The organism is Streptomyces sp. NPDC058335, from assembly GCF_042723915.1.
In the GTDB taxonomy this organism is placed as follows: Bacteria; Actinomycetota; Actinomycetes; order Streptomycetales; family Streptomycetaceae; genus Streptomyces.
Genome location: NZ_JBHXHX010000003.1, coordinates 467,042 through 487,870 on the forward strand (window position 1 = coordinate 467,042; position 20,829 = coordinate 487,870).

A 20,829-nucleotide genomic window follows, 5' to 3' on the forward strand; every position below is an offset into this window, starting at 1 on the left:
TCTCGGTACGAAGCGGAATCAAAGTCCCGTTATGCTGCCAGGAACTGCTCCGTCGATAATCCCCCGGGCATTCAGGTAGCCTTGCGCCGCGGCCTTGTTTGCAATCATTCCTGCATCGCCGACATCCATCGACCTATACTTCTCCGCCGCAGCTCGTGCTCCGTCCTCAGCGATTGCCCCATTTCTTACTTGGCCCTCCATCCAGAACTCTCCACCGGTCTTTTGGGCTTCCGCCAAGGCCTGACCCTCGGCACCTCGGAACACCGATTCAAGCACAACGCTGGTGACCGTGCCCGCTGTTCCGCCGGCCACTGCTCCGATCCACGGCGTTGCGATGAAGGAGGTACCTACCCCGACAACGGTTCCCACTCCACCGGAAATCAAGTTCTTCCGCTGAGCCACTGAGTGTTCATATCCCTTATCCTTGTTCGATGCCTCGGAACCGATGGCCTCTTGTACACCCAGATTGAGGGTTCCGGACACTTCGCCCGATTGCAATGCGATCAGTTCGATGACGAGCTTTTTGTCGTCGGAGGAACGCTGGGCTTCGGGAAGATTGGGATCCAAGTGGTAGTCCATCAACTTCCCCATGTATGCCTTCTGGCCGACCTCCACAGCGGCGTAACCTTCTGCGTTCTGACCGACCGCGAAGAGGAGCTTGGACGCGTCGGCATGATGGAGTTCGGCCTCAGTGCCAGCGAGCGGGTACCTTCTCTCGACGTTCTGCCACTTTCCGTCCGGGTCGGAGTCCCTGGGTACGTCGCTCATGGCGCGGCTAATATCCGGCAAATACTCGGAGGTGATCTGACCAACGCTGTCGGACATGTATCCGAACTCGGTCAGCCGCTTGGGATTCTCGCCAATTGACGCTACGAGGCTCTCCATGAGCTTTGCCTGATCTGCATTGTGCGGAGGCGTGTCCACCGTAGGCAGTTCCCCGGCCGGATGCCCCGTCGTAGCCGCCTCCAGCGCCGCGGCCAGGTTGTTCCGCCCGGCGATGCTTTCCTCGCCCTTGTCGTCCCGGTCCTGGGGCCAGTCGCGTTCTTCGAAGAGATAGTCGAAGTTGCTGAGGGTCCGCCGGCCCTGCTTGCCTTCGGTGGCGTGGGTGAAGTCGTGGTCCTCGTCCTTGGTGACGAAGGTGCCGTTGAAGAAGTCCGTGGCCGCGTCAGGGCTGTTGGAGAGGGCCTTGAGGTAGCCGGTCATCGGGTCCCAGCCCGAGTCGGTGCCCGTGCGGTTGAGCAACGGGTCGCCGCCGGCACGGCCCCAGGCGCCGTGGCGGCCGTTGCCCGTGAACTTCTTCTCCGTCTCGATCAGCTTGTCGCCGTAGTTCACGAGGAAGCGGTCGTCGTAGTCACCCCACCGCATGAGGTTGGACATGACCTGACCGCCGAGCGGGAAGCCGCCGCTGCGGCCGACCGGTTTGTCGACCAGGTCGACCATGTTGGACTTCCACGTCGTCATGTCGGCGCTGTCGCTCTGCGAGGCCGTGGCGAGTGTGAGGCTGAGGTTCTTCTGAAGGTCGTCGAACTGGTCGCCCCGTGCCTGCCCGAGCTTCCAGGCGCCGTGCGGGTCGTTGAGGCCGGTCCAGAAGTCCAGGGTCCCCTGCGCCCCCAGGTGGCCGGCGAAGCGCTGCGCAAACAGTTCGTCGCCGGCGTGCTCCTTGAGACCTTTGTTGAGCCGGTCGAACTCCGACGGTGACAGGTCCTCGGGCTTCTGTTTCGCCAGGTCAGCCAGGTTCTCGGCATCCTTGAGCGCCTTGGCCGCGGAGTCCCGGTCGGAGTAGTCGACGTCCGAGAAGCCCAGCTTGCTCTGGTCGGCGATGGCCATCAGCACGGTGCCGGCCGTGGTGTCGCTCTCGGTGGCCTTGTCCAGAATTCCCTGGATCTCGTCGCGCAGCGCGATGATGGCGCCCTTGTTGTCCTTGTCCTGCACGGCCCGGCCCTCCGGCGGGACGTTCGTGGTGACGGTGAACCCGCCCTCGTAGCCGATCACCGCGAGGTTCTTCTGGCGACCTCGTTCGATGGCCCCGGTCAACTGGCGTTGATACAGCTTCAGTTCGTCCCGGGTGTCCTGGAGGATCTTGTGGATGGACGACGCCTGGCTGTGTGCGTCGGTGAACTCGCCGGCCGTCTTGCCGATGAACGCCTTGGAGACGGTGGCGTTGACACCTGCCCAGCGGGCCTGGTTCGAGGCGCCGCGCAGGCCCTTTTCGGCCGCGTCCACCAGCTTCTCCAGGTCGCCGACCATTGTCGACCAGTCGTCCACGGCGTCGTCGAGCGAGCTGAAGTCCGCGTTGCGCAGGGCGTCGAGATCCATCAGTCCTTCTTGCCCTTCGTGTCGTCCTTCTCGCCATAGACCGAGTTGGGCGGGCCGGGTTCGCCGACGCGTTCGTCGAAGCCCGCGTCCAACAGGTCGATGCTGCTCATCTGGCGGCGGATGTAGTGGTCGTCGCCGGCATGCAACCTCTTCGTGACGGACATGTGGTTCGAGATGTGTGCGCAGGCGTCCCGCAGGGACCCCAACTGCTCGTCCCACCGCAGTGCGACGTGCTGGAGAGCGCCGCCCAGGGCGAAGCCGCCCTTGCTGAGGGTGCCGGCGGCGCTTTCGCTCGTGGGCACCGCCCTGCGGCCCCTGTCCCACAGATCGTTGTAGAGCTTGAACGCGTTGATGCCGATCTTCGCCAGGTCGCCCTGGTTGGCTCTCAGGTCACCGTACTGAGCGGGATCCGGCGCGGGACGCACCGGGCCGCTGCCGGGATCCAGTTGGTTCAGCTGCATGTGAGGCGCTCCGCCCGCGGCCGTCTCCGCCTTCAGCTGTTCCCATTCGTCCCACGCCATGCGTCAACCTCTTCCCCGTATCCCCGTAGCGCTGTATCTCCGTGGAGCCCGCACATCGGGCGAGCCGGCTCCACCCAAGCAGCCGCCCCACGCCCACCACCGTCGTCTCACATCTCAGCAGCCAGCGAAAAAGTCCATATGGCCATGCCCACCAAGACCGCCGCACACAGGAAGGCCACGACCCGTTGCGACCGATACGCCGAGTCGGACGGCTCGTTCGCCGACGGGTCCCGGAACCGCTTGGCCTGGAAGCGCCACCACAGGGCCCGCTGGTCGGCCGAGCCGAGCCCGGCCAGCACCAGAGCCAGCAGGAGCAGGAAAACCCCCACACCTACCATCTGTATGTCCCTCCCCCCTCGGGCTCGACAACCCGGTCGCGCCGGGGACGACGCCTCAGTGCGTCTCGTCCGGAACCAACCCCACCTGTACCAACGGCTTCCCCCGCCGTCGCGACACGAAGATCCCCCGCCCCGCGGGCATCGGCCGCGGCCGTACCCCGCCGAGGAGGTCGCCCTCGCCCGGGTCGCCCGCCAACACCACGCCCTGCGCGCCGAGTTCCTTGATGCGCTGCATGAACGCCTCGTACGAGGCACGCCCCGCGCCGGCCGTGGAGCGGGCGACGATGAAGCGGACGCCGACGTCCCGGGCGAAGGGGAGCAGTTCCGTCAGCCCGGCCAGCGGGTTGCCGCTGGACGTGGCCACGAGGTCGTAGTCGTCGATGACGACGAACACCGTCGGTCCGCGCCACCAGCTGCGGTCCCGGAGTTGCTGTGCCGTCACGTCGGCCGTCGGCGACCGGCGTTTCATCAGGTCGGCGAGCGCGGACATGTGGTGGTCCATGGCGTTGGACATGGGGATGTACTCGGCCAGGTGCGAGGGCGGAGTCGTACCCAGCAGGGAACGCCGGTTGTCGACCACGAAGAACTTGCACTCGTCGCCCGCGTAACGCTCCGTGAGCTGCTTGATCAGCAGGCGCAGCAGGTTGGACTTGCCCGACTCGCTCTCGCCGAAGACGAGGAAGAAGGGGTCCTGCTCGAAGTCGAGGTACACCGGTTCGAGGTTGTTCTCGTCGAGCGCGAAGGCGACCCCGCGCTGCGGGAACCGGTCGCCCGGGGGAAGCTGCGCGACCGGGAACTCGCGCGGCAGCAGCCGTACGTCGGGAGCGCCGGGCGCCTCCCAGTGGCGGGAGACCTCCGCGGAGAGCGCCTGGGTGGCGTCGGCGAGGTCGGTGTCCGAGGCGAGACCGTCGATGCGCGGCACCGCCGCCATGAAGTGCAGCTTCTGCGGCGACAGACCCCGGCCGGGCACGCCCGTCGGGACGTTCGCGGCGGCCTTGCGGTCCAGCTCGGAGTCCATCGTGTCGCCGAGCCGCAGCTCCAGGCGGTTCATCAGGTGGTCCTTGAGGGCGGCCCTGACCTCCATCGAGCGCGAGGCCGTCAGGACCAGGTGGATGCCGTAGCCGAGACCGCGGGCGGCGATCTCGTGGATCACCTGGTCGAGTGCCTCGTAGTCGGAGCGGAAGTTGCCCCAGCCGTCGATGACGAGGAAGACGTCACCCCACGGCTGGTCGGTGACCGAGATCTCGCCCCTGGCCCGCCGCGCCCGGAACTCGGTGATCGACGGGATGCCCGCGGAGCGGAAGTACTCCTCGCGGCGGGTCAGCACGCCGTACACCTCGGCGACCGTGCGCCGCACCCGCTCCGGGTCCAGCCGCGAGGCCACCCCGCCGACGTGCGGCAGTCCGGCCAGCGAGGCCATGCCGCCGCCACCGAAGTCGAGGCCGTAGAACTGGACCTCGTGGGGGGTGTGGGTGAGGGCGAACGCCGAGATCAGCGAGCGCAGCAGCGTCGACTTGCCGGACTGCGGGCCGCCGAGGATCTGCATGTGGCCGGCGGCGCCGGAGAAGTCCACCCAGAGGGCGTCACGGCGCTGCTCGAACGGCTTGTCCACCAGGCCGACCGGGACGACCAGGCGGCCCGCGCCCTCGTAGCCCGGCTGCGTGAGCCCGCGGCCCGGTACGGCCGTGAGGCCCGGCAGGAGCGCGTCGAGGGAGGGCGGGCTGTCGAGCGGCGGCAGCCACACCTGGTGGGCCGCCGGTCCCTGCGCCTCCAGCCGGCGCACGATGACGTCGAGGACGGTGTCGGCGAGGGCCTCGTCGACCTCGGGATCGTCCGCGGAGGCGCGCTGCTGGGGCACCGGCACGTACCGCACCGGCACCTCGGCGGCCGTGAACAGCACCGGCTGCCGGTCCAGCGGCAGCGGACCGCCGCCCAGCGCCGCCCGCTGCGGTCCGGAACGGTAGACGCCGGAGACGTACGCCGCCTTGAACCGCAGCATCTCGTCCGTGCCGAACTTCAGGAAGCCGGAACCCGGCACGTTGGGCAGCGTGTACGCGTCGGGCACGCCCAGGGCCGCCCGCGACTCCGCGGCCGAGAAGGTGCGCAGACCGATGCGGTACGACAGGTACGTCTCCAGGCCGCGCAGCCGCCCCTCCTCCAGGCGCTGCGAGGCCAGCAGCAGGTGCACGCCCAGTGAGCGGCCGATGCGGCCGATCTGCACGAACATCTCGATGAAGTCCGGCTTGGCGGTCAGCAGTTCGCTGAACTCGTCGATCACCAGGACCAGCGAGGGAATCGGCTGGAGCGGGGCGCCGGCCGCGCGCGCCTTCTCGTAGTCGTGGATGTTGGCGTAGTTGCCCGCGTCGCGCAGCATCTCCTGGCGGCGGTTCAGCTCGCCGCGGATGGAGTCGCCCATGCGGTCGACCAGCGTCAGGTCGTCCGCCAGGTTGGTGATCACGGCCGCGACGTGCGGCATCTGCGCCATGCCGGCGAAGGTCGCGCCGCCCTTGAAGTCGGCGAGGACGAAGTTCAGGGTCTCCGAGGAGTGGGTCACGGCGAGACCCAGCACCAGGGTGCGCAGCAGTTCGGACTTGCCGGAACCGGTCGCGCCCACGCACAGGCCGTGCGGGCCCATGCCCTCCTGTGCCGCCTCCTTGAGGTCCAGCATCACCGGACGGCCGTCCTCGCCGACGCCGATCGGCACACGCAGCCGCTCCGCCATCGAACGCGGCCGCCAGGTGCGCATGGGGTCGACCGAGGCCGCGTCACCGAGGTTCAGCAGGTCGGTGAACTCCAGGTTGGCCAGCAGCGGTTCGTCGTCGTCCCCGCCGGAGGCCATCCGCAGCGGCGCCAACTGCCGGGCGAGCACCTCGGCGGACTCGTACGACAGCGCGTCGGGCGTCCCTTCGTAGACCGCCCCGTGCCCCGACTCCAGGTGCAGCACACCCGGCTCGACGACGATGGACAGCTCGCCGCCGGCCCCGGTCAGCTCACCGGGGACCACCTCCAGGACCGTCACGCCCTGGAGCCCTTCGGGGTTGGCCAGGAACGAGTCGGGCGGCAGCGAGACGCCGTCGAGCACGACGACGACGTGCGGTTCCTCCGCCAGCGGGGCCGCGTTCGGGTGGAACCGTGGACGGCCGGCGAGCCGGGAGGCGATCAGGTTCTCCAACTCGCGCGTGTCACCGCCGATCAGCCTGCGGCTGCCCGCACCGTCCACCGTGCCCGGCGCCTGCACGTGCGGCAGCCACTTGGCCCACTCCCAGTGCGGGAGTTCCTCCCGGCCCGCCGCGACCACGAGGATCAGGTCCTGCGGGGAGTGCAGCGCGGCCAGCGAACCCGCCATCGCGCGGGCGGAGGACCGTACCGACTGCGGATCGCCGCTGACCGTGACGTGGTAGAAGGCGCGCAGGGAGACCGCCATCGGCAGGGCGTCCAGGGTGCTGTGGACGGCGAGGAAGCGCTGCAGCGCACCCGCCGTCAGCGGCTCCAACTGCTCGACGGGGCCGGTCTCGGGGGTGACGAGCGGGGTGGCCAGCGACTGGGCGCCCAGGCCGATGCGGACCTGGGCGAAGTCCTCGTCCCCGGGCCGCCGTTCCCACACCCGGCTGCCTTCGGCGACCAGCGCCCACAGCTGCTCGGGGGAGGGATGCAGGTAGTACTGCGCGTCGCGCTGCGCCTTCGCGGTGTCGACCGTCCTGAGCCGGGTCTGCGACAGGTAGCTCAGATAGTCGCGGCGCAGGTCCGCCAACTGCCCCTGGTTGCCGCGGCGGAAGCGGATCACCATCGCGACGGACATGGCGATCGTCGAGGCGATCATGACCATGCCCATGATCCTCATGAACGGCTGACCGCTCGTGAAGAAGAAGACGACCGAGCCACCCATGCCCAGTGTGGGCAGCAGTTGCATCAGCACGCTCTCCTGATTGCCCCGGGGCAACTCCGGCGGAGGCTGCACGGCGATCTCGCCCGTGGGCACCTCGGACGGCAGGGCCCGGGGAGGGCGCTTCACGACGATGTGGCTCACTGCTCACCAATTCCCTTGCCGGCCCCGGGTAAGTACCGTCCGCCACCCCGTGTCAGGCGGACGCAGGCCGCCGCGTGATCCTACTGACTTCTTGTGCGACGAGGGCGGTAGGGTGCCGGATGTTCGCGTGAGCACATGCGAGTCGGTCCGGGAAAGCCGGGACATTCCGTGAGATCCGGAACGGTTCGGCGCTCTCCGGCCGCCCGACGGCGGCCGTTTCGCCGCCCGCCCGGACCCACCGGTCCCACGCGGCACGACAGGGCCCAGAAATTTTCACACCGCCGACGCGGAACCATCACTGAGGGGGAGCAGTCAGGTGAGCATCACGGCCTCCGCGGCAGCCACTGGAGGAGGGCAGGGACCGGGCGCGGCCTCCGGGGCGGGCCTCGGCTTCTGCCGGGTCACGATCGTCGCGCCCGACAGCCGGATCGACGTGGCGCTGCCCGACGACATCCCCGTCGTCGACATCTACCCGGAGATCCTCCGGCTCTCCCGGCAGAGCCCCGCCGAGGGAGCGCCGGTCGGCTACCACCTCGTACGCCGGGACGGCACCGTCCTCGACGGCTCCCGCTCGTTCGCCGCGCAGCACATCCTCGACGGCGAACTCCTCACGCTGCGCCCCTTCTCCGAGTCGCTGCCGCCGGCCGTCTTCGACGACGTCTCCGAGGCCGTCGCCGCCGCCGTGACCCGCGAGCACGCCCTGTGGGGCGGCGACCTGACCCGCGCCGCCGGCCTGGTCGGGGGAGGGGTCCTGCCCGTCCTGCTCGCCTTCGTGGCCTGGACGGGCGACCCGCGCCACGACATGCACTCGCTGCCCGGCGTCCTCGCCGCCGTCGTCGGCGTCCTCCTGGTCGCCCTCGCCTGCGTCCGCGCCCGCGTCTACGACGACCGGCCCTCCGCCATCGCCCTCGGACTCGGCGCGCTGCCCAACGTCGGCGTGGCCGGCTCGGGGCTCCTCGAACTCGCCGACGGTCAGGGCATCGGCAAACTCCAGTTCCTCCTGGCCTGCGCGGCGGTACTGCTCGCCGCGGTCCTCCTCACCCTGTGCTCCCCGGGCGGGGACGGCCCGTTCGTCGCCTTCGTCGTGGCGTCCGGCGCCGGAGTCGCGGCCGTGTTCGCGGCGATCCTCGCGCACTGGACGCCGTCCGAGACCGCCGCCCTGTGCGCCCCCGTCGCCGTCGGCGCCCTGGCCTTCCTGCCCGGCCTGTCCATGCGCTTCGCCCGGCTGCCGATCGGCTTCGACACCCCCGCCACCACCCCGCGCAGCGCGTACGGCGCCGACCCCGCCCCCCAGGAGCCGGTCGACGTCGAGCGGATCACCGCCCAGGCCCGCCGCGGCCACGAACTCCTCGTCGGACTGGTCGGCGGCTGCGCCCTGATCGCGGTCGGCGCCTGCGCCGTGCTCGGCTTCTCCGACGACATCTGGGCCCAACTCCTGGCCCTGGCCGTGGGCATCGCCCTGCTGATGCGCGCCCACCTCTTCCGCTACACCGCGCAGGTCGCCCCCGTCCTCGCGGCCGGCCTGGCCTCCCTCGTGCTGCTCGGCCTCGGGCTGGCGCTCAACCCACCGCTGTCGGTGTTCCGCGACGCCCTCACGGGCGACCGCACCGACCTGGACATCCGGACGATCTGGCTCGTCGCGGCGATCGCGGCGGCCTCCGCGCTCGTCACCGCGATCGGTCTGATCGGCTCGCGCGGCGGCCTCACGCCGTTCTGGGGACGGTTCATGGAGATCGCCGAGGGCTTCGTCCTGCTCACCCTGGTACCCCTGGCGCTGGCCGTCTTCGACGTCTACGCGGCCGCCCGGGCGATGACGAGCTGACCGCGGCCGGACCCGGCCGCCCACGACAGGGCACGACCGGAAAGGAACGTCGAGCGTGAGCTTCGGCGCCCCCCGGTCCGGTCCACCCAGTCCACCGTGACCCCAGTCCACCGTGACCCCAGTCCACCGTGACCCCAGTCCACCGTGACGGCCGAGACCGTCCGGACCAGGCGCCGCCGCAAGCTGCTGATGTGGCCCCTGACCATCGTCCTCGCAGCGGCGCTCGGCACCGGTGGCCGGCTCCTCCTGACGGACGGCGACGACGGCGGCGACGGCGACGACGGCGGCGACGGCGACGACGGCGGCGGCAAGGACGACAAGACGGGGACCGCCGCCGCCCAGAACCGCCTCGACGTCCGCGAGACGGTCAGGAAGCCGCCCGCGAGCACCCTCGGCACCGTGGCCTTCCGCTTCTCCGTGGACGACATGAGCCCCGGCGAGCGGTACGAGATGCCCGGCATGTGGGCCACGGACAAGATCCTCGCCGAGGGCGTCAACCAGACCGTCGTAGGCCTGGCCCCCGGCACCGACGCCGCCTCGGCGACGAGAGGCGGAAGCCACCTTCGACGGCCCGATCTGCGGCTACGCCCGCATGTGACCGGCGAGAACCGCACCGCCGTCCTCGCGACCACGCGCGTGTGGCGGCCGGCAACGGCCGACCGCCACACCGCTCACGGCACCACCTACTGCGCCGCCAGCCCGCCGTTGTGCGGCGCCGGCTCCAGGTCGAACTCGCCGTCCCGCGCGCCCAGGACGAAGGCCCGCCACTCCGCCTCCGTGTAGCGCAGCACGGTGTCGGGGTCGAGCGACGACCGCATCGCCACGGCACCGGCGGGGAGGTAGGCGATCTCCACCCGTTCCTCGTGCTCCTCGGTGCCGGGCGCGCTGTGCCACTCGACGCCGGAGATGTCGAGGGCGTACAGCTCGTCCCTCTCCCGCTCCTTGCGCGCCTTGATCTCCTCAGCCGTCTCCGCCATGTCGCAGCGACCCCTTCCCGACGTACGGACGAACAACGTTCGTGTACGGACGAACAGCGTTCTCTCATGAACGAGCGATCCGAGCGTTCACCCTAGTGGCCCTCCGGGCGCCGGCTCAGCGGTTCGCGGACCGCGGCGAATCCGCCCGCCACCCCCTGGTACCCTGATGAACGGCCGTTTGTGTACGCACCCCCGGATCGCCCTCAGGAGACCCTGATGGACCTGGAGGCCGCGCCCAGCGGATCCCCGCCTTCCGAGTAACGGAAGCTCCCCCGAGACACAGACCGGGGGCACTCGGTGGCCACCACAGACTACGAGGAGTACGCGTGTCGCTCGACGCCGCTACGAAGAAGCAGATCATCGGCGAGTTCGGCCAGAAGGAGGGCGACACCGGCTCCCCCGAGGTCCAGGTCGCCATGCTCTCCCGTCGGATCTCCGACCTGACCGAGCACCTCAAGACCCACAAGCACGACCACCACTCCCGTCGTGGTCTGCTCATCCTGGTCGGTCAGCGCCGCCGGCTGCTGCAGTACCTGGCCAAGAAGGACATCCAGCGCTTCCGCGCCCTGGTCGACCGCCTCGGCATCCGCCGCGGTGCGGCCGGCGCCAAGTAGGACGCCATGAAGGGAGCGGTTCCCGTCACTGTCGGGGACCGCTCCCTTTGCCGTACGTACGCGAACGTGCGGAGTGTCACCCACGCTTTGTAGTGTGGTAGCAGAACGCAATACGCACGACACAGACGAGGAGAGGCGCACGTAGCCGCCGCCGGTCCTCGGTAGTGGCCCCCGGGGGGACGTGAACCCGGGTGCTTCGATCGAAGACCGGCCCGCACCGCACGGAGCGCTTCTCCGCCACCGTCCCCCTGCCACACGGGCAGCCCAGGGGACGAAGACGAGGAGAAAACGCTAGTGGAGAACGAGACCCACTACGCCGAAGCCGTCATCGACAACGGCACTTTCGGCACCCGCACCATCCGCTTCGAGACGGGCCGTCTGGCCCGCCAGGCCGCCGGCTCGGCCGTGGCCTACCTGGACGACGACACCATGGTGCTGTCGGCCACCACCGCGTCCAAGAACCCCAAGGACCAGCTCGACTTCTTCCCCCTGACGGTGGACGTCGAGGAGCGGATGTACGCCGCGGGCAAGATCCCCGGCAGCTTCTTCCGCCGTGAGGGCCGTCCCTCCGAGGACGCCATCCTCACCTGCCGCCTGATCGACCGCCCGCTGCGTCCGTCCTTCAAGAAGGGCCTTCGCAACGAGATCCAGGTCGTCGCCACGATCATGGCGCTCAACCCCGACCACCTGTACGACGTCGTGGCGATCAACGCCGCGTCCGCGTCCACGCAGCTGGCCGGTCTGCCCTTCTCCGGCCCGGTCGGCGGCGTCCGCGTCGCGCTGATCCGCGGCCAGTGGGTCGCGTTCCCGACGCACACCGAGCTCGAGGACGCCGTCTTCGACATGGTCGTCGCCGGTCGCGTCCTCGAGGACGGCGACGTCGCGATCATGATGGTCGAGGCCGAGGCCACCGAGAAGACCATCAAGCTGATCGAGGGCGGCGCCGAGGCGCCGACCGAAGAGGTCGTCGCCTCCGGTCTGGACGCCGCGAAGCCCTTCATCAAGGTGCTCTGCAAGGCCCAGGCCGACCTCGCAGCCAAGGCCGCCAAGCCGACCGGCGAGTTCCCGATCTTCCTCGACTACCAGGACGACATCCTGGAGGCGCTGTCCGCCGCCGTCCGCCCGGAGCTGTCCTCCGCGCTGACGATCGCGGGCAAGCAGGACCGCGAGGCCGAGCTGGACCGCGTCAAGGCGCTCGCCGCCGAGAAGCTCCTGCCGGAGTTCGAAGGCCGCGAGAAGGAGATCTCCGCCGCGTACCGCTCGCTCACCAAGCAGCTGGTCCGCGAGCGCGTGATCAAGGAGAAGAAGCGCATCGACGGCCGCGGCGTCACGGACATCCGTACGCTCGCCGCCGAGGTCGAGGCCATCCCGCGCGTGCACGGTTCCGCGCTGTTCGAGCGTGGCGAGACCCAGATCCTGGGCGTCACCACCCTCAACATGCTCCGCATGGAGCAGCAGCTGGACACCCTCTCCCCGGTGACCCGCAAGCGCTACATGCACAACTACAACTTCCCGCCGTACTCCGTCGGCGAGACCGGCCGCGTCGGCTCCCCGAAGCGCCGCGAGATCGGCCACGGCGCTCTCGCCGAGCGCGCCATCGTGCCGGTCCTGCCGACGCGCGAGGAGTTCCCCTACGCGATCCGTCAGGTGTCCGAGGCCCTCGGCTCCAACGGCTCGACGTCCATGGGCTCGGTCTGCGCCTCCACCATGTCGCTGCTGAACGCCGGTGTGCCCCTCAAGGCCCCCGTCGCCGGTATCGCCATGGGCCTGATCTCCCAGGAGATCAACGGCGAGACGCACTACGTCGCCCTCACCGACATCCTCGGTGCGGAGGACGCCTTCGGCGACATGGACTTCAAGGTCGCCGGCACCAAGGAGTTCGTCACCGCCCTCCAGCTCGACACCAAGCTGGACGGCATCCCGGCCTCCGTCCTGGCCGCGGCCCTGAAGCAGGCCCGTGACGCCCGCCTCCACATCCTCGACGTGATGATGGAAGCGATCGACACGCCGGACGAGATGTCCCCCAACGCCCCGCGGATCATCACCGTCAAGATCCCCGTGGACAAGATCGGCGAGGTCATCGGCCCCAAGGGCAAGATGATCAACCAGATCCAGGAGGACACCGGCGCCGACATCACGATCGAGGACGACGGCACGATCTACATCGGCGCTGTCGACGGCCCGTCCGCCGAGGCCGCCCGTGCCACGATCAACTCGATCGCGAACCCGACCATGCCGGAGGTCGGCGAGCGCTACCTGGGCACCGTCGTGAAGACGACGACCTTCGGCGCGTTCGTGTCGCTGCTCCCGGGCAAGGACGGTCTGCTGCACATCTCGCAGATCCGCAAGCTCGCCGGCGGCAAGCGCGTGGAGAACGTCGAGGACGTCCTCGCCGTGGGCTCCAAGGTCCAGGTCGAGATCGCCGAGATCGACTCCCGCGGCAAGCTCTCCCTGATCCCCGTGATCGAGGGCGAAGCGGCCGAGGACGACAAGAAGGACGACGCCGAGCAGTGACGTCCCGTAGCTCCAAGGTGACGGCCCGCCCCTCTTCGGAGGCGCGGGCCGTCGCCCGTACCCAAACCCTCATCAAGGGCGAGAACGGCATCGGCACGGTCCGCAAGACCACCCTCCCGGGCGGCCTGCGCATCGTCACCGAGACGCTCCCCTCGGTCCGCTCCGCGACCTTCGGCATCTGGGCACACGTCGGCTCCCGCGACGAGACCCCGGCGCTGAACGGCGCCACCCACTACCTCGAGCACCTGCTCTTCAAGGGCACCCGGCGCAGGTCCGCGCTCGACATCTCCTCCGCCCTCGACGCGGTCGGCGGCGAGATGAACGCCTTCACGGCGAAGGAGTACACGTGCTACTACGCGCGCGTGCTCGACGCCGACCTGCCGCTCGCCATCGACGTCGTCAGCGACATGCTGACCGGCTCCCTGATCCTCGAAGAGGACGTCAACGTCGAACGCGGCGCGATCCTCGAGGAGATCGCGATGACGGAGGACGACCCCGGCGACTGTGTGCACGACCTGTTCGCACACACCATGTTCGGCGACAACGCCCTCGGCCGCCCCGTCCTCGGCACGGTCGACACCGTCAACGCCCTCACCGCCGACCGCATCCGCCGCTTCTACAAGAAGCACTACGACCCCACCCACCTGGTGGTCGCCGCCGCGGGCAACATCGACCACAACAAGGTCGTACGGCAGGTCCGCGCCGCCTTCGAGAAGGCCGGCGCGCTCAAGGAGCCCGACGCCACCCCCATCGCCCCGCGCGACGGCCGGCGCACCATCCGCACCGCCGGCCGGGTCGAACTGATCGGCCGCAAGACGGAACAGGCGCACGTCGTCCTCGGCATGCCCGGCCTGGCCCGCACCGACGAGCGCCGCTGGGCCCTCGGCGTGCTGAACACCGCCCTCGGCGGCGGCATGTCCTCCCGGCTGTTCCAGGAGGTCCGGGAGAAGCGCGGCCTGGCCTACAGCGTCTACTCGTACACCTCCGGCTTCGCCGACTGCGGACTGTTCGGCGTGTACGCCGGCTGCCGGCCCAGCCAGGTGCACGACGTGCTGAAGATCTGCCGCGACGAACTCGACACCGTCGCCGAGCACGGCCTGTCCGACGAGGAGATCGGCCGCGCCATCGGCCAGCTCCGCGGCTCCACGGTCCTCGGCCTGGAGGACACCGGCGCCCTCATGAACCGCATCGGCAAGAGCGAGCTGTGCTGGGGCGAGCAGATGTCGGTCGACGACATGCTGACCCGGATCGCGGCCGTGACCCCGGACGAGGTCCGCGAGGTGGCCCGCGACATCCTGGGGCAGCGGCCGTCGCTGTCGGTCATCGGGCCGCTCAAGGACAAGCAGGCGTCCCGTCTGAACGAGGCCGTCGCGTAACCCCTCCCGTAAGGAAGCAACAGATGAGCAAGCTGCGCGTGGCGGTTCTCGGCGCCAAGGGCCGCATCGGTGCCGAGGCGGTCCGGGCGGTCGAGGCCGCCGAGGACATGGAGCTGGTGGCCGCCCTCGGCCGGGGCGACACGCTGGAGACGCTGGCCGAGACCGGCGCCCAGGTCGTGGTGGAACTGACCACCCCGGCCTCGGTGATGGACAACCTCGACTACTGCGTACGGCACGGCATCCACGCTGTCGTCGGCACCACCGGCTGGACGGAGGAGCGCCTCGCGCAGCTGACCGGCTGGCTGGAGCGGTCCCCGGAGACGGGCGTGCTCATCGCGCCGAACTTCTCCATCGGGGCCGTACTGACCATGAAGTTCGCGCAGATCGCGGCGCCCTACTTCGAGTCGGTCGAGGTCGTCGAACTGCACCACCCCAACAAGGTGGACGCCCCCTCCGGCACCGCCACGCGCACCGCCCAGCTCATCGCCGAGGCCCGCCGCGCCGCCGGCTCCGCCCCGGCCCCGGATGCCACGGCGACGGCCCTGGACGGCGCCCGCGGCGCGAACGTCGACGGCGTACCCGTGCACGCCATCCGGCTGCGCGGCCTGCTGGCCCACCAGGAGGTCCTGCTGGGCGGCGAGGGCGAGACCCTGACCGTCCGCCACGACTCCCTGCACCACAGCAGCTTCATGCCGGGCATCCTGCTGGGAGCCCGCCGCGTGGTGACGACTCCGGGCCTCACCTTCGGCCTGGAACACTTCCTGGACCTGAACTGAGCCCCTGACAGCCATGCGCGCAAAGCTCTCCTACGCCCTGACGGCCGCCGTCCTGGTCTTCTACTTCGTCCTGGCCGGCAGCCGCGGCGTCATGCTCATCCGGTCCGGCACGCTTCTCACCGTCACCTTCGGGGTGGCGGTGCTGATCCTGCCGGTCATCGGCGTCTGGTTCCTGTGGAAGAACACCCAGTTCGTCCGCAGGGCCAACCAGCTCGCCGCCGAACTCGACGCCGAGGGCGGTCTGCCCGTCGACGAGTTGAAGCGCATGCCCAGCGGCCGTGTCGACCGTGACTCGGCCGACGAGGTGTTCGCCCGGCGCAAGGCCGAGACGGAGGCCGCTCCCGACGACTGGCGCACCTGGTTCCGCCTCGCCGTCGCCTACCACGACGCCCGGGACACCCCGCGCGCCCGCAAGGCGATGCAACGCGCCATCAGCCTGCACGGCGCCGCACGGCACCCCGCCTCGCCCTGAGGCCGCACGCGAGGGGGCCCGGTCCGCACACCCGCGGACCGGGCCCCTCACGTATGCGTTGCCTCAGGGCCGGCGGTACTCGTCGGCCCACGCCTCCACCGAGTCCGCGGCCCGGTCGAACGCCTCCGGCCGCGCCAGGAAGTCGGCCCCGTGCGTGGTCAGCAGCGGCAAAGGCCCCTCCGAGGCCCGGTCCCGCCGTACGACGGTGAGCGCCTGGCCCTGCACGGTCCGCGGCAGCCCCATCCAGCGCACCGGCTGCTGCGCGGTCCGCACCGCCACGACCCGGTTCCAGGTCACGGTCCGCGTGACGAAGAAGTTCACCTGCCGCACCCCGCGCGAACTCACCCACACCCCCATCCGCAGCAGCCGCAGCGCACCGGCGATCACCAGCAGCGAGACACCGAAGATGACACCGGCCTCGGACACCGAGCCGGTCAACGCGATGACCACCGCCGCGAACAGCACGTACGACGCCAGCAGCAGGCACAGCGCGGCCGCCGCGACCCGCCACGGGCCGGGCCGGTAGGGCCGCCGCCAGTGCTCACGGTCGTCGAAGGGCAGCGCGACGTCGTCCGCGGCCTCGAATGCGCGGTCGGCCGTCAGGAAGGGCAGGGGCACGGCTGGTCCTCACTCGTCCAAGCGTGGGCTGTGCCGGTGAGGCTATCCGCCTGTGTCCCCGCTCACCACCTTCGGGGGTCCGGACGGGGGTCAGCGGCCCTGGGAGGCCTGTGACTGCTGGGTCTGGGGGGAGTGGTCCAGGGACAGCGCCGGCATTCCGATGACCAGCGAACCCACCAGCGCGGCCACAATGGTGAGCCCCAGGAGCCAGCGCCCGGCAATCTCCCGGAGGGAGGACCGCTCGGGGGGCGGGGGAGCGACATTGCTACGGAACCTGTCGGCCTCGGCGAGGAAGGCGAAGGGTACGGGTTCGCGCCGGCGGAACATGGTGGGTACTTCCTCCTGGGAGACAGCCGTCAGTGATACGTCGTCAGTGGTGTGTCGTCAGTGGATGTCGTCAGTGATACAGACGAGCGAGTGCCCGAAAACGTGCCCCATATCGGCAGACGTCCCGCACGAATCTCGCGGAGCCCGGCGACTTCCCGCTCGGCGGCCCCCGTAAAGTTGGCGCCGCTCCGAAGACGCGATGGAAGGACCCCCGAACCGTGACTCCCACCCCCGACGACGAGTCCAAGATCGAACTCCGGAGCGACGTCACCGTCGAACTGGTCAAACACACCGCGTCCGACGCGGACGTGCTGTTCGCGGCCCGCGTCTCGACCGCCGGCGAGCAGTCCCTGGACGAGCTGAAGAAGGACCCCGAGCGCTCGAAGGGCCTGATCAACTACTTGATGCGGGACCGCCACGGCAGCCCCTTCGAGCACAACTCGATGACCTTCTTCATCAGCGCACCGATCTTCGTCTTCCGCGAGTTCATGCGGCACCGCGCGGGCTGGTCGTACAACGAGGAGTCGGGCCGGTACCGGGAGCTCCAGCCCGTCTTCTACGTCCCGGGCGCCTCCCGCAAGCTCGTGCAGCAGGGGCGCCCCGGCAAGTACGTCTTCGTGGAGGGCAGCGAGGAACAGCAGGAACTGGTCGGCCGCACCATGGAGGATTCCTACCGCCAGGCCTATTCGGCCTATCAGGAGATGCTCGCCGCCGGCGTCGCCCGCGAGGTCGCCCGAGCGGTCCTCCCGGTCGGCCTGTTCTCCTCGATGTACGCCACCTGCAACGCCCGCTCCCTGATGCACTTCCTCGGCCTGCGCACCCAGCACGAACTGGCCAAGGTCCCGTCCTTCCCGCAGCGGGAGATCGAGATGGTCGGCGAGAAGATGGAGTCCGAGTGGGCGCAGCTCATGCCCCTCACCCACGCGGCCTTCAACGCCAACGGCAGGGTCGCCCCGTAACGGAGACGTATGTACGGATCATCCGCGCGAAGTGTCCGTATTGCGGCATTTGGAGAAGTTCATCTAGCCTGATCAAACGGACCCGGCACTGCTTGAACCCCCGAGCAGGCAGTGCCGGGCTCCGCATTTGTCACCACTTGTCGCCTGCCCCGAGGGCAGACCCCACCCTGAGCAACGAGTAGCGTGTTACCCATGGCTCCGACCTCCACTCCGCAGACCCCCTTCGGGCGGGTCCTCACCGCCATGGTCACGCCCTTCACGGCGGACGGCGCACTCGACCTCGACGGCGCACAGCGGCTCGCCACCCACCTGGTGGACGCAGGCAACGACGGCCTGATCGTCAACGGCACCACGGGTGAGTCACCCACCACCAGTGACGCGGAGAAATCGGACCTGGTACGCGCTGTCCTGGAGGCCGTCGGAGACCGGGCCCACGTGGTGGCCGGAGTCGGCACCAACGACACCCACCACAGCATCGAGCTGGCGCGCACGGCGCAGCGGACCGGCGCACACGGCGTGCTCGTCGTCACGCCGTACTACAACAAGCCCCCGCAGGAGGGCCTGTACCGGCACTTCACGGCCGTCGCCGACGCCACCGAGCTGCCCGTCATGCTGTACGACATCCCCGGCCGCAGCGGCGTCCCCATCAGCACCGAGACGCTCGTCCGCCTGGCCGAGCACCCGCGGATCGTCGCCAACAAGGACGCCAAGGGCGACCTCGGCCGCGCGAGCTGGGCCATCGCCCGCTCCGGCCTGGCCTGGTACTCCGGCGACGACATGCTGAACCTGCCGCTGCTCTCCGTCGGCGCGGTCGGCTTCGTCTCCGTCGTCGGCCATGTCGTCACCCCGGACCTGCGCGCCCTCGTGGACGCGTTCACCTCGGGTGACGTCCAGAAGGCCGCGGAGATCCACCAGAAGCTGCTCCCGGTCTACACAGGCATGTTCCGCACCCAGGGCGTCATGACCACCAAGGCCGCACTCACCCTCCAGGGCCTCCCCGCGGGCCCGCTGCGGCCGCCGATGGTGGAACTCACCGCGGAAGAGATCGCCCAGCTCAAGATCGATCTTGCCGCCGGCGGGGTACAGCTCTGACACCAGACTTCACAACTGAATACGGCAGGCCACCGGTGCCTGCGCACATCCACAACTGCTTCTGCACGAACGTCACGAGCGCCACGTGCCCGACCGGTACGTGGCGCACGTGTTTGAGGAGAGTCTTTTGAGTCATCCGCACCCTGAACTGGGCCCGCCCCCGCCGCTCTCCGAGGGAAGCCTGAGGGTCACCCCCCTCGGCGGCCTCGGCGAGATCGGCCGCAACATGACGGTCTTCGAGTACGGCGGTCGCCTGCTGATCGTCGACTGCGGAGTGCTCTTCCCCGAGGAGGAGCAGCCTGGAATCGACCTGATCCTGCCGGACTTCACGTCCATCCGGGACCGGCTCGACGACATCGAGGGCATCGTCCTCACCCACGGCCACGAGGACCACATCGGCGCCGTCCCCTACCTCCTGCGGGAGAAGCCGGACATCCCGCTGATCGGCTCCAAGCTGACCCTCGCTCTCATCGAGGCCAAGCTCCAGGAGCACCGCATCCGCCCGTACACCCTCGAGGTGACGGAGGGGCACCGCGAGCGCATCGGCCCGTTCGACTGCGAGTTCGTCGCGGTCAACCACTCCATCCCGGACGCTCTCGCGGTCGCCATCCGCACACCGGCCGGCATGGTGGTCCACACGGGCGACTTCAAAATGGACCAGCTCCCGCTGGACAACCGCCTCACGGACCTGCACGCGTTCGCCCGGCTGAGCGAGGAAGGCATCGACCTCCTCCTCTCCGACTCGACGAACGCCGAGGTCCCGGGATTCGTCCCGCCCGAGCGGGACATCTCCAACGTCCTGCGCACGGTCTTCGCGAACGCCGGCAAGCGGATCATCGTGGCGAGCTTCGCCAGCCACGTCCACCGCATCCAGCAGATCCTGGACGCGGCCCACGAGTACGGCCGCAGGGTCGCCTTCGTCGGCCGCTCGATGGTCCGCAACATGGGGATCGCCCGCGATCTGGGCTACCTGAAGGTCCCGCCGGGACTGGTGGTGGACGTCCGCACCCTCGACGACCTCCCGGACCACGAGGTGGTCCTGGTCTGTACGGGCTCGCAGGGCGAACCGATGGCCGCCCTGTCCCGCATGGCCAACCGTGACCACCAGATCCGCATCGTCGACGGCGACACCGTGATCCTGGCGTCGTCGCTCATCCCCGGCAACGAGAACGCGGTCTATCGCGTGATCAACGGCCTGACCCGCTGGGGTGCGAACGTCGTCCACAAGGGCAACGCCAAGGTGCACGTCTCGGGCCACGCGTCCGCGGGCGAGCTGTTGTACTTCTACAACATCTGTCGGCCGAAGAACCTGATGCCGGTCCACGGCGAATGGCGCCACCTGCGCGCCAACGCCGAGCTGGGCGCCCTGACCGGCGTCCCGCACGACCGCATCGTCATCGCCGAGGACGGCGTGGTCGTCGACCTCGTCGAGGGCAAGGCCAAGATCACCGGCAAGGTCCAGGCGGGTTATGTCTACGTCGACGGCCTCTCGGTCGGCGATGTGGGCGAGCCGGCGCTGAAGGACCGGAAGATCCTCGGCGACGAGGGCATCATCTCGGTCTTCCTGGTCGTGGACTCCTCGACCGGCAAGATCACCGCCGGTCCGCACATCCAGGCCCGGGGCTCGGGTATCGACGACTCCGCCTTCGGAGCCGTCGTCCCGAAGATCAACGAGGTCCTGGAACGTTCGGCCCAGGACGGGGTCGTCGAGCCCCACCAGTTGCAGCAACTCATCCGCCGCACACTGGGCAAGTGGGTCTCCGACACCTATCGGCGCAGGCCGATGATCCTCCCGGTCGTCGTGGAGGTCTGACCGACCAACGACGCCTGGCGGGCGTCAACCTGGAGCGGGGCCCCTCGATTTGCATCGGGGCGCCCCGCTCCAGTACGTTTACGGCTCCGCCTGAACGGGAACCACCTGACGCCTAGTGCGCCGGACCGGTGACCGGGAGGGGCCGGGAAATCCGACTCAGAACTTCTGATAAAGTCGGAACCGCCGGAAAGGGAAACCGCGAAACAAAAGCGGGAACCTGGAAAGCACCGAGGAAATCGGATCGGGAAACGGTCTGATAGAGTCGGA

At 69.5% G+C, this 20,829-nt stretch carries 17 protein-coding genes; 10 read left to right on the forward strand and 7 right to left on the reverse strand.

Annotated features, from left to right (window positions below):
* Nucleotides 1-18 precede the first annotated feature (18 nt).
* From ACFWJX_RS07900 to eccCa, 4 genes are all read right to left on the reverse strand, one after another.
* Nucleotides 19-2,316 carry a DUF6571 family protein gene (locus tag ACFWJX_RS07900; protein WP_383238407.1) on the reverse strand — a complete coding sequence of 766 codons (2,298 nt, stop codon included), beginning with the start codon at nucleotides 2,314-2,316 and terminating at the stop codon, nucleotides 19-21.
* Nucleotides 2,316-2,837: a hypothetical protein gene (locus tag ACFWJX_RS07905; protein ID WP_383238410.1), complete on the reverse strand. Its 522-nt coding sequence runs from the start codon at nucleotides 2,835-2,837 to the stop codon at nucleotides 2,316-2,318. Before ACFWJX_RS07905 ends, ACFWJX_RS07900 begins: the two co-directional genes overlap by 1 nt.
* A gap of 107 nt (nucleotides 2,838-2,944) precedes the next feature.
* Nucleotides 2,945-3,166 carry a hypothetical protein gene (locus ACFWJX_RS07910; protein WP_383238413.1) on the reverse strand — a complete coding sequence of 74 codons (222 nt, stop codon included), beginning with the start codon at nucleotides 3,164-3,166 and terminating at the stop codon, nucleotides 2,945-2,947.
* Between the two features lie 64 nt (nucleotides 3,167-3,230).
* Nucleotides 3,231-7,202: a type VII secretion protein EccCa gene (eccCa, locus tag ACFWJX_RS07915; protein WP_383238415.1), complete on the reverse strand. Its 3,972-nt coding sequence runs from the start codon at nucleotides 7,200-7,202 to the stop codon at nucleotides 3,231-3,233.
* Between the two features lie 316 nt (nucleotides 7,203-7,518).
* On the opposite strand from eccCa, the gene eccD reads away from it, so the two are divergent.
* Together eccD and ACFWJX_RS07925 are read left to right on the forward strand one after the other, a co-directional pair.
* A complete protein-coding gene (gene eccD / locus ACFWJX_RS07920; protein WP_383238418.1) occupies nucleotides 7,519-9,024 on the forward strand; it encodes a type VII secretion integral membrane protein EccD in 1,506 nt (501 codons plus the stop codon).
* A gap of 144 nt (nucleotides 9,025-9,168) precedes the next feature.
* Nucleotides 9,169-9,807 carry a hypothetical protein gene (locus tag ACFWJX_RS07925; RefSeq protein ID WP_383238421.1) on the forward strand — a complete coding sequence of 213 codons (639 nt, stop codon included), beginning with the start codon at nucleotides 9,169-9,171 and terminating at the stop codon, nucleotides 9,805-9,807.
* Here the strand turns inward: ACFWJX_RS07925 and ACFWJX_RS07930 are convergent.
* Nucleotides 9,708-10,001 (reverse strand): DUF397 domain-containing protein, encoded by a 294-nt coding sequence (locus ACFWJX_RS07930; RefSeq protein WP_383238424.1) that lies wholly within the window; start codon nucleotides 9,999-10,001, stop codon nucleotides 9,708-9,710. The two genes, ACFWJX_RS07925 and ACFWJX_RS07930, sit on opposite strands and share 100 nt — an antisense overlap.
* 326 nt (nucleotides 10,002-10,327) lie before the next feature.
* On the opposite strand from ACFWJX_RS07930, the gene rpsO reads away from it, so the two are divergent.
* The 5 genes from rpsO to ACFWJX_RS07955 all read left to right on the forward strand — a co-directional run bounded on the left by rpsO (nucleotide 10,328) and on the right by ACFWJX_RS07955 (nucleotide 15,753).
* Nucleotides 10,328-10,615, forward strand: a complete 288-nt coding sequence (gene rpsO / locus ACFWJX_RS07935; protein WP_073494901.1) for a 30S ribosomal protein S15 — start codon at nucleotides 10,328-10,330, stop codon at nucleotides 10,613-10,615.
* 294 nt (nucleotides 10,616-10,909) lie between these two features.
* Nucleotides 10,910-13,129: a polyribonucleotide nucleotidyltransferase gene (locus ACFWJX_RS07940; protein ID WP_383238428.1), complete on the forward strand. Its 2,220-nt coding sequence runs from the start codon at nucleotides 10,910-10,912 to the stop codon at nucleotides 13,127-13,129.
* A complete protein-coding gene (locus ACFWJX_RS07945) occupies nucleotides 13,126-14,505 on the forward strand; it encodes a M16 family metallopeptidase (protein ID WP_383238431.1) in 1,380 nt (459 codons plus the stop codon). Before ACFWJX_RS07940 ends, ACFWJX_RS07945 begins: the two co-directional genes overlap by 4 nt.
* Before the next feature lie 23 nt (nucleotides 14,506-14,528).
* On the forward strand, nucleotides 14,529-15,281 hold the full coding sequence (dapB, locus tag ACFWJX_RS07950; RefSeq protein WP_383238434.1) for a 4-hydroxy-tetrahydrodipicolinate reductase: 753 nt from the start codon (nucleotides 14,529-14,531) through the stop codon (nucleotides 15,279-15,281).
* A gap of 13 nt (nucleotides 15,282-15,294) precedes the next feature.
* Complete coding sequence (locus ACFWJX_RS07955) at nucleotides 15,295-15,753, forward strand: hypothetical protein (RefSeq protein WP_086766410.1); 459 nt, start codon at nucleotides 15,295-15,297, stop codon at nucleotides 15,751-15,753.
* 63 nt (nucleotides 15,754-15,816) lie between these two features.
* On the opposite strand, the gene ACFWJX_RS07960 is transcribed toward ACFWJX_RS07955, so the two are convergent.
* Nucleotides 15,817-16,371, reverse strand: coding sequence for a hypothetical protein (locus ACFWJX_RS07960; RefSeq protein WP_359058242.1), 555 nt, complete (start codon nucleotides 16,369-16,371; stop codon nucleotides 15,817-15,819).
* A 90-nt stretch (nucleotides 16,372-16,461) separates the two neighbouring features.
* On the reverse strand, nucleotides 16,462-16,698 hold the full coding sequence (locus tag ACFWJX_RS07965) for a hypothetical protein (protein ID WP_383238437.1): 237 nt from the start codon (nucleotides 16,696-16,698) through the stop codon (nucleotides 16,462-16,464).
* Nucleotides 16,699-16,916: 218 nt separating this feature from the next.
* Here ACFWJX_RS07965 and thyX point away from each other — a divergent pair, with 218 nt between their 5' ends.
* The 3 genes from thyX to ACFWJX_RS07980 all read left to right on the forward strand — a co-directional run bounded on the left by thyX (nucleotide 16,917) and on the right by ACFWJX_RS07980 (nucleotide 20,562).
* On the forward strand, nucleotides 16,917-17,657 hold the full coding sequence (gene thyX, locus ACFWJX_RS07970; protein WP_383238440.1) for an FAD-dependent thymidylate synthase: 741 nt from the start codon (nucleotides 16,917-16,919) through the stop codon (nucleotides 17,655-17,657).
* A gap of 192 nt (nucleotides 17,658-17,849) precedes the next feature.
* Complete coding sequence (dapA, locus tag ACFWJX_RS07975; RefSeq protein ID WP_383238443.1) at nucleotides 17,850-18,749, forward strand: 4-hydroxy-tetrahydrodipicolinate synthase; 900 nt, start codon at nucleotides 17,850-17,852, stop codon at nucleotides 18,747-18,749.
* Nucleotides 18,750-18,876: 127 nt separating this feature from the next.
* Nucleotides 18,877-20,562: a ribonuclease J gene (locus ACFWJX_RS07980; protein WP_383238446.1), complete on the forward strand. Its 1,686-nt coding sequence runs from the start codon at nucleotides 18,877-18,879 to the stop codon at nucleotides 20,560-20,562.
* Nucleotides 20,563-20,829: the final 267 nt, after the last annotated feature.

Excerpts from the sequence above, each read along its gene's own strand:
- ACFWJX_RS07930 (WP_383238424.1), bottom strand. The coding sequence starts at position 10,001 with ATGGCGGAGACGGCTGAGGAGATCAAGGCGCGCAAGGAGCGGGAGAGG.
- ACFWJX_RS07900 (WP_383238407.1), bottom strand. The coding sequence starts at position 2,316 with ATGGATCTCGACGCCCTGCGCAACGCGGACTTCAGCTCGCTCGACGAC.
- ACFWJX_RS07965 (WP_383238437.1), bottom strand. The coding sequence starts at position 16,698 with ATGTTCCGCCGGCGCGAACCCGTACCCTTCGCCTTCCTCGCCGAGGCC.
- dapB (WP_383238434.1), top strand. The coding sequence starts at position 14,529 with ATGAGCAAGCTGCGCGTGGCGGTTCTCGGCGCCAAGGGCCGCATCGGT.
- ACFWJX_RS07905 (WP_383238410.1), bottom strand. The coding sequence starts at position 2,837 with ATGGCGTGGGACGAATGGGAACAGCTGAAGGCGGAGACGGCCGCGGGC.
- dapA (WP_383238443.1), top strand. The coding sequence starts at position 17,850 with ATGGCTCCGACCTCCACTCCGCAGACCCCCTTCGGGCGGGTCCTCACC.
- ACFWJX_RS07955 (WP_086766410.1), top strand. The coding sequence starts at position 15,295 with ATGCGCGCAAAGCTCTCCTACGCCCTGACGGCCGCCGTCCTGGTCTTC.